Annotated in this window: 9 protein-coding genes; 6 read left to right on the forward strand and 3 right to left on the reverse strand. The window is 64.1% G+C overall.

The features are described 5' to 3' along the window. Positions 1 to 275: 275 nt before the first annotated feature. Both hmgA and fahA read left to right on the forward strand, forming a co-directional pair. Positions 276 to 1,622: a homogentisate 1,2-dioxygenase gene (gene hmgA / locus VOM14_RS19790; protein ID WP_327630427.1), complete on the forward strand. Its 1,347-nt coding sequence runs from the start codon at positions 276 to 278 to the stop codon at positions 1,620 to 1,622. Further along, on the forward strand, positions 1,619 to 2,917 hold the full coding sequence (gene fahA, locus VOM14_RS19795; protein ID WP_327630428.1) for a fumarylacetoacetase: 1,299 nt from the start codon (positions 1,619 to 1,621) through the stop codon (positions 2,915 to 2,917). Before hmgA ends, fahA begins: the two co-directional genes overlap by 4 nt. A 103-nt stretch (positions 2,918 to 3,020) precedes the next feature. Here the strand turns inward: fahA and VOM14_RS19800 are convergent, their stop codons facing one another. Both VOM14_RS19800 and VOM14_RS19805 read right to left on the reverse strand, forming a co-directional pair. Further along, positions 3,021 to 4,187, reverse strand: coding sequence for an MFS transporter (locus VOM14_RS19800; protein ID WP_327630429.1), 1,167 nt, complete (start codon positions 4,185 to 4,187; stop codon positions 3,021 to 3,023). A 194-nt stretch (positions 4,188 to 4,381) separates the two neighbouring features. Next, positions 4,382 to 5,206, reverse strand: a complete 825-nt coding sequence (locus tag VOM14_RS19805; protein WP_327630430.1) for a crotonase/enoyl-CoA hydratase family protein — start codon at positions 5,204 to 5,206, stop codon at positions 4,382 to 4,384. Positions 5,207 to 5,299: 93 nt separating this feature from the next. Between VOM14_RS19805 and VOM14_RS19810 the strand changes: the two genes are divergently transcribed. Continuing rightward, complete coding sequence (locus VOM14_RS19810; protein ID WP_327630431.1) at positions 5,300 to 5,917, forward strand: plasmid fertility inhibition factor family protein; 618 nt, start codon at positions 5,300 to 5,302, stop codon at positions 5,915 to 5,917. Between the two features lie 266 nt (positions 5,918 to 6,183). After that, a complete protein-coding gene (locus tag VOM14_RS19815; RefSeq protein WP_327630432.1) occupies positions 6,184 to 7,407 on the forward strand; it encodes a pyridoxal-phosphate-dependent aminotransferase family protein in 1,224 nt (407 codons plus the stop codon). A gap of 157 nt (positions 7,408 to 7,564) precedes the next feature. Here the strand turns inward: VOM14_RS19815 and VOM14_RS19820 are convergent, their stop codons facing one another. Further along, a complete protein-coding gene (locus VOM14_RS19820) occupies positions 7,565 to 8,776 on the reverse strand; it encodes an MFS transporter (RefSeq protein ID WP_327630433.1) in 1,212 nt (403 codons plus the stop codon). A 399-nt stretch (positions 8,777 to 9,175) separates the two neighbouring features. Between VOM14_RS19820 and xdhA the strand changes: the two genes are divergently transcribed. After that, the gene (gene xdhA, locus VOM14_RS19825; RefSeq protein WP_327630434.1) at positions 9,176 to 10,711 is read left to right on the forward strand and encodes a xanthine dehydrogenase small subunit; all 1,536 of its coding nucleotides are present in this window, start codon (positions 9,176 to 9,178) and stop codon (positions 10,709 to 10,711) included. 36 nt (positions 10,712 to 10,747) lie between these two features. Further along, complete coding sequence (xdhB, locus tag VOM14_RS19830) at positions 10,748 to 13,111, forward strand: xanthine dehydrogenase molybdopterin binding subunit (RefSeq protein WP_327630435.1); 2,364 nt, start codon at positions 10,748 to 10,750, stop codon at positions 13,109 to 13,111. The last annotated feature ends 11 nt before the right edge of the window (positions 13,112 to 13,122 follow it).

Here is a 13,122-nt window from a genome sequence, read left to right on the forward strand (position 1 = left end):
CCGAGGTGAAGGCGCGCGCGCCGCGTCCCCCGATGGTAGCAGTCCGCATCGCGCTCTCATGAACAAAATGCTCATAACGATAGGAGCCGCACGCCTGTCCGGCCGCGCGCGCCTCCACGTAAACCCGCGTCTCCAAGGTATACGTTAATTTCACTTAACGTAATTCATTTTACTATACGTAAATTATGACGGCGGCTCAGCGTGTCAGCACAGTGGCCCGTCGGCACCCCGCGCCGCGTGAGATGAAAACATCGGGCATCAACGGAGAACCTTGCATGGATACCTCAACACGGAGTCCGAACACCGGGCGTTCGCGGCTCGAAATCGAGCCCGGCTATCAGTCGGGATTTGCGAACGAATTCGCGACCGAGGCGCTGCCGGGCGCGCTGCCCGCAGGCCGCAATTCGCCGCAACGCGTGGCCTACGGCTTGTACGCCGAGCAGTTGTCGGGCACCGCCTTCACCGCGCCGCGCGGCCACAATCGCCGCACGTGGTTGTACCGGATTCGGCCGGCGGCGGTGCACAAGCCGTTCACGCCGCTGCCGTCCGGGCGGCTCGTCGCCAATTTCGCCGACGTGCCGCCGACGCCGCCGAACCAGCTGCGTTGGGACGCCTTGCCGATGCCGGCCGAGCCGACGGATTTCATCGACGGCTGGGTGACGATGGCGGGCAACGGCGCGGCCGAGTCGATGAGCGGCTGCGCGATCCACCTGTACGCGGCGAACCGCTCGATGACAGACCGCTTCTTTTACAGCGCGGACGGCGAATTGCTGATCGTGCCGCAGGAAGGCCGCCTCGACATCGCGACCGAACTGGGCCGCCTCGAAGTGGAACCGTTCGAGATCGCGGTGATTCCGCGCGGCGTGCGCTTCGCGGTGAGCCTGCCGGACGGCGCCGCGCGCGGCTATATCTGCGAAAACTTCGGGGCGTTGTTGCGCTTGCCGGATCTCGGGCCGATCGGCTCGAACGGCCTCGCGAATCCACGCGACTTTCTCACGCCGCACGCAGCCTACGAAGACCGCGAAGGCGACTTCGAACTCGTCGCGAAGATGAACGGCAATGTGTGGCGCGCGGACATTGGCCATTCGCCGCTCGACGTGGTTGCGTGGCACGGCAATTACGCGCCGTACAAGTACGACTTGCGGCGCTTCAACACAATTGGCTCGATCAGTTTCGATCATCCGGACCCGTCGATTTTTCTCGTGCTGCAATCGCAAAGCGACACGCCGGGCGTAGATTCGATCGACTTCGTGATTTTCCCGCCGCGCTGGCTCGCGGCCGAAGATACGTTCCGCCCGCCGTGGTTCCATCGCAATGTCGCGAGCGAATTCATGGGGCTCGTGCACGGCGTGTACGACGCGAAGGCCGAGGGTTTCGTGCCGGGCGGCGCGAGTCTGCACAACTGCATGTCGGGCCACGGCCCTGACGCCGGGACGTTCGAAAAGGCGTCGCACGGCGATACGTCGAAACCGAGCAAGGTCGGCGACACCATGGCCTTCATGTTCGAAACGCGCACACTGATCAAACCCACCCGTTTTGCGCTGGAAACCGCGCAATTGCAGGCGCATTACTACGAGTGCTGGCAGGGTCTCAAGAAACACTTCAATCCGGAGCAACGATGAGCGCATTGAGCGATCTTCAGGCGACGCTCGATCCGTCGCGCAAAAGCTGGGTCGAGTCGGCCAACGAACCGACCCACGACTTCTCGATTCAGAACCTGCCGTTCGGCATTTTCAGCGACAACAGCAACGACACGCGCCGCGTGGGCGTGGCGATCGGCGACGAGATCGTCGATCTGGCCGCGTTGCGGACAGCCGGGCTATTGAAGCTGGCCGCGCCGGCCGATGTTTTCTCGCGCGACGCGCTGAACGATTTCATCGCGCTCGGCCGCGAGGCTTGGCGCGAGGTGCGCATCCAGTTGAGCCACCTGCTCGCACGCGATACCGCGAGCTTGCGCGACGACGCCGCGTTGCGCGCGAAAGCGCTGGTGCGCCGGGCCGATGCCCGGTTGCACCTGCCGGTGCAGATTCCGGGCTACACGGATTTCTATTCGTCGAAAGAGCACGCGACGAATGTCGGCAGCATGTTTCGCGATCCGAAGAATGCGCTGCTGCCGAACTGGTCGGAAATGCCGATCGGCTACAACGGACGCGCGTCGTCGGTGGTGGTGAGCGGCACGCCGGTGCGTCGTCCGAATGGCCAGTTGAAGTTGCCGGATCAGGAGCGGCCGGTGTTCGGCGCGTGCCGCAAGCTCGATATCGAGCTGGAGACGGGTTTCGTCATCGGCGGCGGCAACGTGCTGGGCGAACCGATTGCGTGTGCCGACGCGGAAGCGCATATCTTCGGCATGGTGCTGCTGAACGACTGGAGCGCGCGCGACATCCAGCAATGGGAATACGTGCCGCTCGGCCCGTTCAACTCGAAGGGCTTTTCGACCACCATCTCGCCGTGGATCGTCACGCTCGACGCGCTCGAACCATTCCGCGTCGCGCAACCTGTGCAGGAGCCGGAGCCGCTCGCGTATCTGCGGCACGGCGGCGCGCACGCGTTCGACATCGCGCTGGAAGTGAAGCTGCGTCCGCGCGGCGCCGGGGAGGCCAGCACGATCTCGCGGACCAACTTCAAGTACATGTACTGGACGATGGCGCAGCAGCTCGCGCATCACACCGTGTCGGGATGCAACACGCGAGTGGGCGATCTGATGGGCTCGGGCACGATCAGCGGTCCGACGGAAGATTCCTACGGCAGCCTGCTCGAACTGACATACAACGGGAAAAAGCCGCTGGAGTTGAAGGAGGGCGGCACACGCAGCTTCATCGAGGATGGCGATGAGTTGACGCTCGCGGGCTGGTGTCAGGGCGAGGGTTATCGTGTGGGATTTGGCGAGTGTGTCGGGGAAATTCTGGCGGCGCGATAAACCGCCTTTCCCACGCCGCCACAAGAAACGCGAGCGCGGAAACGCGAGCGCGGCGGCGTGCGGTGTACCCGCCACCGCATCGTCGCGACGCTCCGCGGCGAGCTCAGCCGGCCATGGCGATGCGCTGCGCGCGCCGGTCGATGGCCTGCGACCACAGCGTGAGCAGGAGCGCACCCATCGACGTCGCGACGCCGACCCACGGCAGCGTCGTCAACGGCGCGCCCGCACCGATTGCCATGCCGCCGAGCCATGCGCCCGTCGCGTTGCCGAGGTTGAACGCGCCCTGATTCAGCGTGGACGCAAGATTCGGCGCATGACTCGCGCGGTCGACGATCAGCATCTGCAACGGCGGCACGATCGCAAAAGCCAGCACGCCCCAGACGAAGATGGTGATCATCGCCGGAATATCGGCGTGCATGGTGTGCGCGAACACCGCCAGAATCACCACGATGGCCAGCAAAAACGCAATCAGCGACGGCATCAGCCGCCAGTCGGCGAGCTTGCCGCCGAGCGTGCTGCCGACCGTCAGGCCGAGGCCGAACAGCAGCAGCACGAGCGTGACCGCGTGGGGCGTGAAGCCGGTAACGTCTTCGAGAATCGGCGTGATGTACGTGAAGGTCGAGAAAAGGCTGGCCGACGCCAGCACGCTGATGCCGAGCACCATCAGCACTTGCGGATTTTTCAGCACGCTGAATTCGCGCATGAGGCTCGCCTTCTGCATCTCGATCCGCGCGGGCAGGCAGAGCGCGAGCGCGGCGGCCGCGACAATGCCGATGCCCGTCACTGCCCAGAAGGTCGCGCGCCAGCCCACGGCCTGACCGAGCGCCGTGCCGAGCGGCACGCCCAACACGTTGGCGAGCGTGAGGCCGGTGAACATCAGCGCGATGGCCTGCGCGCGACGGTTCGGCGCGACGAGGCCCGCGGCCACCACCGAGCCGATGCCGAAAAACGCGCCATGGCAAAACGCAGTGACGATCCGCGCGGCCATCAGCACCGCGTAGCCCGGCGCGACCGCGCACAGCAGATTCCCGACGATGAACACGCCGATCAGACTCATCAGCGCCTTCTTGCGCGGCATGTTCGCGACCGCGATGGCCACGATCGGCGCGCCGATCGTCACGCCGAGCGCATAAGCCGACACGAGCATGCCCGCCGCCGGAATCGAGACGGACAGATCGCGGGAGACGTCGGGCAGCAGCCCCATGATCACGAATTCGGTTGTACCGATGCCGAACGCGGCAACGGCAAGGGCAAGCAGGGGCAAAGGCATGGCGGCGGAGTATGAATCTGCGCGACGGGAGCGTCGCGTGGCCGTCGCGCGTTCTCGGGGCGAGAGCGCCTGCGCCGGCAAGGAGTCGAGCAGTCAGGGATTCTACCTAAGTCAAAACGATAGTGCTGACGGCCGGGCACGGGTTGCCGCGGTTGTTGTATTTCGTGGCAAAGCTCGGCGGGCGACGGTGCCCGCTAGCCGTTGCTCTCTGGCGAATTCAAAGTCTTGCCGTGGCGCCCCGCGCCTGCCGTGAAGCGCGCGGCACCGGTGACGCCTTCGTCGAATACCGCCTGATAGCCGCCGGCGCCTTCGCGCCGGAGCGCCTCGGCGAAGTCGTCGAGCACGCTGTTTTCCAGCACCGAGCGGCGGTCGGCCAGCAGCGCGGCTTGTGGGAAGGCCGCGAGCTGCGCGGCGAGTTGCTCCGCCGCCGCGCGCGCTTCGCCCTTGGCGACCACGCGGTTTGCCAGGCCGATCTGCAGCGCTTCCTGCGCGCTCACGGCGCGCCCCGTCAGGATGAGATCGAGTGCGCGCGACATGCCGATGAGCCGAGGCAAGCGGATCGTGCCGCCGTCGATCAACGGAATGCCCACGCGCCGGCAGAACACGCCGAGCACCGCGTCTTCCTCGACGACTCGCAGGTCGCACATGGCCGCCAGCTCCAGGCCGCCCGCGACCGCATAGCCCGAAATGGCAGCAATGACCGGCTTTGTGAAAAAAGTACGGGTCGGCCCCATCGGTCCGGGGCCGCTGCCGTCCGCATGCAGCTCGTTGCGGCGGTTTTCGTCGGCGAGCGCGCTCAGGTCCGCGCCCGCGCAAAACGTGCCGCCCGCGCCGAACAGCACGGCCGCATGCCACGCGGGCTCCGCTTCGAAGCGCTCGAACGCGGCGCGCAACGCGTCGGCGACTATACGATCGACCGCATTTCGACGCTCGGAACGCTCAAGCACGATCGTTGCTACGCCGTTATCCTGGGTAGCTTCGATGCGCACATAGTCGTTGAAATTTTCGGTGCCGGTCATCGTCGTGTCCTTGAAGGTCCGCGTTCGCTCGTTCGCTCGGGCGCGCGGGGGTGGCGCAGCGCTCATGCAGAGCAATTAAAACAATGATTTGACATGCTTCTTTCACAATCGGCTCGTAGCGTTAGCGCTCTTTTAACGCGCTGGCGGATCACCGCAAGCTTATCGAGCCTGTCCTTGCCCCTAATAACTACAACACCCGCGGCCGCGCCGGGATGTGCGGAGACGCTCTGGGTCGTGCCGCTGAACCAGCATTCATGGTACGACCATGTGCGTCTGAAGCGCGTCTTTGTTGCCGACGGCACGCGGCATCAGGTCGTGCTGGTCGACGCGCGCAAACTGCTGGCGTGCGCGGATCGCGACAACACCGATTATGTTCTGAAGCCCGTCGTCGAATGGCATCCGGGTAAGGTGCGCGGCATTCGCGAGTTTCTCGATCCGGACAATCCGCGCATTCCGCAAATGCCCTACGTGACGATCTCGACGCGCCGCGCGTCCGGCCTGCTGGGCTGGATGGGTATCGAGCGCGAAGGCGTGGTGTCGTTTCGCAATGGGCAGCATCGCGCGCGCTATCTCGCCGATGCTGGCGCGCGCTGGTTTCCCGTCGAAGTGCACGAGCGCGAGGCGGCCTTGTTGCGCGAGATGTGCGGCGCGCCCGACGACGCCCGCACGGCGATCCGTCCGGTTTCGCTGAACGCAGACGGCGGGGTTTAGCGGCCCGCTCCGCTCGCGCCGCTTGCCGGCTCGCTATCGCAAGGCGTGCCGGCGCACGCCCATGACGTCATTGCGCCTTTTGGCTGTGGGCCAGGGCGTCGTTGTCAGGGCGTCGTTGTCACGCGGTTCGGTCAAGCATGGTCAAAGTGCTTGCGCAATCGTGCGGTTCGGTGAATGATCGATCGACGGCCTTGCCAGTGTCTCTGCTGGCGAGGCCGTTCGCGACTTTGCGCTCCACTTTTGCGTTCAATCTTCAAGTACCGATCATGCCGACTTCATCCATCGACGTTGCGTCCTCCGCTGTGCCGTGTCCCGTTGTCGAGTCGCTCGACGCCATTCTTCCCGAAGAGCCGTTACTCATGATGGGCGCCGGCCCCGTGCCGATTCCGGCGGCCGTCGCCAAGGCCAACGCGATCGTGATCAATCACCTGGGCGGCACGATGGTGAAGGTGATCGGCCAGGTGAAGACGATGGCGCGCTACGTGTTCCAGACGAATTCGAAATGGGTGCTGGGCGTGGCCGGACCGGGCTCGGCCGCCATGGAAATGGCGATCTCCAATCTCGCGTGGGAAGGCACGCGTGTGCTGAGCATCAAAAACGGCTTTTTCAGCGGACGGATGGCCGAGATGGGCCGGCGCGTCGGCGCGCGGGTGAGCACGCTCGACGTGGCCGACCGCACGGTGGCGAGTCTCGACGAGATCGCCGGCGCGATCCGTCGCGAGCGTCCGGAGATCGTCACGGTCGTGCAGGGCGAGACGTCGAATACGGTGTGGAACTATCACCTGAAGGACATTGCGGCGCTGGCGAAGGCGGCCGGCGCGCTGGTGATCGTGGATGCCGTGTGCACGCTGAGCACGATGCCGCTCGCGATGGACGCGTGGGGTATCGACGCGGTGATCACGGGCGGGCAGAAAGGGTTGTCATCGATTCCGGGCGTCTCGCTGATCGCGTTTTCCGACGCGGCGTGGGCGCGAGTGAAGGGCCGTACCGCGCCGAATGCGCATTGGTGTCTCGATGCATCGCTCGCGGAAAATTTCTGGCATAACGCGGGGTATCACTACACGGCGCCGGTGTCGGGCGTGCTGGCTTTGCATGAGGCGTTGCGGCTCGTTTGCGCGGAGACGCTGGAGAAGCGCTTTGCGCGGCATCTGAAGTGCTCCGTGGCCTTGCAGGAAGGCGTGACCGCGCTGGGCTTGCAGTTGTATGCGCCGACGGAGTGCCGGTTGAATTCGGTCGTGGGGATCGAGGTGCCCGCTGGGCTGAGTCCTGGCGATGTTTGCGCGCATATTTCACGGCAGCATCAGGTGGAAATTTCTGGATCGTTCGGATTGCCGATTGTTCGGATTGGACAGATGGGCGAGCAGTGTCGGGAGCACAATCTCTTTCGGACTGTGCACGCGCTGGGGAGGACGATGGTGGATCTCGGGGTTAGGGTGGATTTGCCGGCGGGCGTCGCGGCGCTGGAGAGGGGGTTGTCGGAGGGGAAGTAGGTCTTTGGGTTTTTTCTGTTTGGGATTTTCTGATTGGGTTTTTGGGTTGGATTTTTGGGTTGGCGTTGTTGGGCTTTTCTTTTCTTAGACCACAAACAAAAGAAAAGCCCAAAAAAAGCCCGGCCGAGCAGGCAAAAATCCAAAACCCAAAAAACCGTCAAAGCGCCGCAGGCATCTTCCCAACCCTCACGTCCCGAAGATAAAGAAAAGCAGAAAGCCCCACAGCCGCCGCCGCGGCCACCGCGGCAAAAAGAAACACCGACCCATATCCAAACTCACCGGCAATATACCCGGCCAACGGCCCCGTAATCCCCAGCGACAAATCCAGAAACACCGAATAAGCCGACAGCGCCGCGCCGCGGCTAGCCGGCGGCACGAGCCCCACCGCTTCGACGCCGAGCGCCGGAAACACCAACGCAAATCCAAATCCGGTCAATGCCGCGCCCGCCAGCGCGATATGCGGCTCAGGCGCCAGCCACAGCATCAACAAGCCGGCACACTCGAACGAAAACGAAGCAATCGCGACCCGGAATCCGCCATACGTCTTGATGGTGTTTGCAAACAGCAAGCGTGCGCCGATGAACAGCGTGCCGAACACCGTCAGCGACAAAGCCGCGTTCGGCCAATGCCTTGCCGCATAGAACAACGTGATGAACGTGGCAATCGACCCAAAACCGGCCGAGCCCAGCGCAAGACCCAACCCGTGCGGCAGCACGCGCGTGAACACGCTGCGGTAGGACATCCGCTCGCCATGGACGATCGGCACAGGCGCCATCGGACGCGCAAGATAAAAGCCGAGCGCCGCCAGCAGAATCACCAGAATGGCCAGCGCCGGAAACCCGATCGTGCGCTCGATCGCCACGCCGAGCGGCGCGCCGACGGCCAGCGCGCCATACGTGGCGATGCCGTTCCACGAAATCACGCGTGCATTATTGGTCGTGCCCACGCGGCCAATGCCCCACAGAATCGCGCCCGTGCCGCACAGACTTTCGCCGAAGCCAAGCACGAGGCGGCTGCACACCAGCAGCACCAGGCTCAGCGCGGGCCAGCGTCCGCATAACACCGCCAGCAACAATAAAACCCCGCTCGCGCCGCAACCGAGCAAACCGAGCGTCACGGTGCGCTTCGGCCCCACTGTGTCCGCCGAGCGTCCCGCCAGCGGCCGCGAGGCCAGCGTCGCCAGATATTGAACGCTGATCGCCGCGCCCGCGAGCACGGCGCTATAGCCGAGGTCGTCGTGAACGTAGCCGGGCAGCACCGCGAGCGGAATACCGATCGTCAGGTAGCAAAGAAACGTGAAAAAGACGACCGGAATGATCTGCAAGGTCGTCGCGAATTCGCTGCGAGGTGTCGCTGAGTCGGTGGACATGGGGAAAACGAGACTTGAAAACGGCGGGAGGTCGTGATTTTCCCATGGAACCGATTCTCTTGCAGGATTCGCTTAATAATTCGTCAGACCAAAGACGGTTCGCCGGCTCATATAGTGGTGCGTTTTAACCCCTGAAGCGTTCGTTCTGAAGCGCGTCGGCGGCCCATTCAATGCGCGGATCTGGCGCAATCGCGACATAAACCAAAGAAGCACCTCGATTCAGTCGCGTCAACATAAGCCGACGTCGTCGGTAATCCATCTCGTTATCGCTGCACGAGTATGTCCCCCATGCGATCCGGCCTATGGGTTGTGATTATTGACGGTGATAGTTTTCGAACCATCCCCGCTGCCCGTTCCACCGGACCGCGCAGAGTCGAGAACATTCGAGAGCCACGAGACATGACTGAGCCGATTCGCTTCTACCATCGCAACGCGATCCGCGAGATCAAGGACGCGCCCGTCACCCGCACGGTCCTGCAGTATCTGCGCGAAGACGCGCATTGCACCGGCACCAAGGAAGGCTGCGCCGAAGGCGATTGCGGCGCATGCACCGTGGTGGTCGGTGAGCGCAACGAGGCGGGCGGGGTCGAATTCAAGGCGGTCAACGCCTGCATCCAGTTCCTGCCGACACTCGACGGCAAAGCGCTTTTCACCGTCGAAGATCTGCGCCAGCCGGACGGTTCGCTGCATCCGGTGCAGGAGGCGATGGTCGAATGCCACGGCTCGCAGTGCGGCTTCTGCACGCCGGGCTTCGTCATGTCGATGTGGTCGCTCTACGAAAAGCACGGCCACGAACAGGGCTGCGCCAACAAGACGGTGCCTTCGCGCGAGGCGATCAGCAACGCGCTGACCGGCAATCTGTGCCGCTGCACGGGCTATCGTCCGATTGTCGACGCGGCCGAGCGCATGTTCGAAGCGCCCGCGCCGAAAGCGCCGGTGAATGTCGAGACGCTCGCGGGCACGCTCGCCACGCTGCAACGCGACGACACCTTTCACTACGAGCACGCCGGTCAGCGCTTTCACGCGCCGCGCAGCATCGAAGCGCTCGCGCACATCAAGCAGGCTGAACCGTCCGCGCGCATTCTCGCGGGCAGCACGGACATCGGCCTGTGGGTCACCAAGCAGATGCGCGAACTCGGCAACGTGGTCTACGTGGGGCAGATCGCCGGTTTGCAGAAGCTCGAAACCAGTGCCGAATGGATCGAGATCGGCGCGGGCGTGACCGTCGAAAAGGCTTATGCGGAAATCGCGAAGCAATATCCCGAACTCACCGAGATGTGGCAGCGCTTTGCGTCGCTGCCAATTCGCAACGCGGGCACGCTCGGCGGCAACATCGCCAATGGTTCGCCGATCGGCGATTCGATGCCCGGCCTCATCGCGCTCGGCGCGCGCGTGATCGTGCGCGGCGGTGACATCGAACGTGAAATGGCGCTGGAAGACCTTTACCTCGCCTATCAGAAGAAGGACATGGCGGAACACGAATTCGTCGTCGGATTGAAAGTGCCGACGCGCACCGGCGCTCGCGAAAAGCTGCAATTCCGCACCTACAAGCTGTCCAAGCGTTTCGACTCGGACATTTCCGCCGTGTGCGCGGCGTTCTCGTTCATTGCGGATGGCGACACGATTCGCGAGCCGCGCGTTGCATTCGGCGGCATGGCCGCGACGCCGAAGCGCGCGACGCACGCCGAAGCCGTGCTGCGCGACACGCACTGGCACGAAGCCACCGCGCAGGCCGCGATGCTCGCGCTCGGCAACGACTACGCGCCGCTGTCCGACATGCGCGCGACCAGCAACTATCGCCTCGAAGCCGCGAAGAACACGCTGTACCGCTTCTGGCTCGAAACGCGTCCGGACAATCCGCTGCCGAAAAGCTCGCTCGACGTGCGCGCGGTCGCCGCGGCCCGCGCGCCCGCCGACCTCGAAGCCGGCGCCTGACGCGCGAGACACAAGAAGGATACGGAGAACACGACGATGAATCAGCAAGCCGAACCATTCCTGAAAGACGCTCAGGCGCTCGAAGACTTCACGCAGGTCCATGTCTCGCGACCGCATGAATCCGCGCATCTGCATGTGAGCGGCCGCGCCACTTACACGGACGACATCCCGACGGTCGCCGGCACGCTGCACGCCGCGCTCGGGCTCTCGACCAAAGCGCACGCGAAGATCACGTCGATGTCGCTCGCGAAAGTGCGCGCCACGCCCGGCGTGGTCGCGATCTTCACCGCCGACGACATTCCGGGCGCCAACGACGTGGGCCCGATCATCCACGGCGACGATCCGATTCTCGCCGACGGCATCGTGCAATACGTCGGCCAGCCGGTGTTCATCGTGGTCGCGACGTCGCATGAAACCGCGCGACGCGCGGCGCGCCGCGCTGAAATTGTGTACGAGGAACTGCCCGCCATTCTGACCGCGCAACAGGCGCGCGCGGCCAACCAGCACGTATTGCCGCCGATGAAACTCGCGCGCGGCGAGGCGGACGCGAAGATCGCACGCGCCGCGCGCCGCGAGGCGGGCGAAATGTTGTTGGGCGGCCAGGAACAGTTCTACCTGGAAGGCCAGATTTCGTACGCGGTGCCGAAAGACGACGACGGCATGCACGTCTACTGCTCGACGCAGCATCCGACGGAAATGCAGCACCTCGTCGCGCACGCATTGGGCATTGCGTCGCATAACGTGTTGATCGAATGCCGCCGGATGGGCGGCGGCTTTGGCGGCAAGGAATCGCAGTCGGGTCTGTTCGCGTGCTGCGCGGCGCTCGCCGCATGGAAGTTGCTGTGCCCCGTCAAGCTGCGTCCGGACCGCGACGACGACATGATGGTCACGGGCAAGCGTCACGATTTCCACTACACGTATGAAGTCGGCTACGACGACAAGGGCGTGATCGAGGGCGTCGCCGTGGATATGACCTCGCGCTGCGGTTTCTCGGCCGACCTGTCGGGCCCGGTGATGACGCGCGCGCTGTGTCACTTCGACAACGCGTACTGGCTCTCCGATGTCACGATCGACGGCTTCTGCGGCAAGACCAACACGCAGTCGAATACGGCGTTCCGCGGCTTCGGCGGTCCGCAAGGCGCGTTTGCGATCGAATACATCATGGACAACGTGGCGCGTTCCATCGGCGAAGATTCGCTCGACGTGCGCCGCCGCAATCTGTATGGCAAGACCGAGCGCAATCAGACGCCGTACGGCCAGATTGTCGAAGACAACGTGATTCACGAACTGATCGACGAACTGGAGGCGACGAGCGGCTATCGCGCGCGCCGCAAGGAAATCGACGAATTCAATTCGAACAACGAAGTATTGAAGAAAGGACTCGCGCTCACGCCGGTCAAGTTCGGCATTGCGTTCAACGTTACGCACTTCAATCAGGCCGGCGCGCTCGTGCATATCTATACCGATGGTTCGGTGCTCGTGAATCACGGCGGCACGGAAATGGGCCAGGGATTGAACACGAAGGTCGCGCAGGTCGTCGCGCATGAGCTGGGCATCGGCTTCAATCGCATTCGCGTGACCGCGACGGATACGAGCAAGGTCGCGAATACATCGGCAACGGCGGCGTCCACAGGTTCCGATCTGAACGGCAAGGCCGCACAGGACGCGGCGCGTCAGTTGCGCGAACGTCTCGCGGCGTTTGCCGCCGAGCGCTTCGGCGCGGGCGAGGTCAACGCTTCGGACGTGCGCTTCGCGCATGATCGCGTGATGGTCGGCGAGGCGGTCGTGCCATTCGGAGAAGTGATCGCGAAGGCGTATCTCGCGCGCGTGCAATTGTGGTCCGACGGTTTTTACGCCACGCCGAAGCTCTACTGGGATCAGGCGAAGTTGCAGGGCCGGCCGTTCTACTACTACTCGTATGGCGCGGCCGTGTCGGAAGTGGTGATCGACACGCTGACCGGCGAAATGCGTGTGCTGCGCGCGGACGCGCTGCATGACGTGGGCGCGTCGCTGAATCCGGCGCTCGACGTCGGTCAGGTGGAAGGCGCTTTCATTCAGGGCATGGGCTGGCTCACGACCGAAGAACTCTGGTGGAACGCCGGCGGCAAGCTGATGACGCACGCGCCGTCCACGTACAAGATTCCGACCGTCAACGATACGCCGCCGGTTTTCAACGTGCGCCTCTTCAAGAACCGGAATGTGGAGGACAGCATTCATCGCTCGAAGGCAACCGGCGAGCCGCCGTTGCTGCTGCCGTTCTCGGTGTTTTTCGCGATTCGCGACGCCGTGTCGGCCGTGGGCGGCCACAAGGTCAATCCGCCGCTGAACGCGCCTGCCACGAGCGAGGAAATCCTGCGCGCGATTGGTGCGGTGCGGGCCGCGACGTCCGCCGCGCGCTAACCGGAGCGACG

It is taken from the genome of Paraburkholderia sp. MPAMCS5 (assembly GCF_036016995.1).
GTDB lineage: Bacteria > Pseudomonadota > Gammaproteobacteria > Burkholderiales > Burkholderiaceae > Paraburkholderia.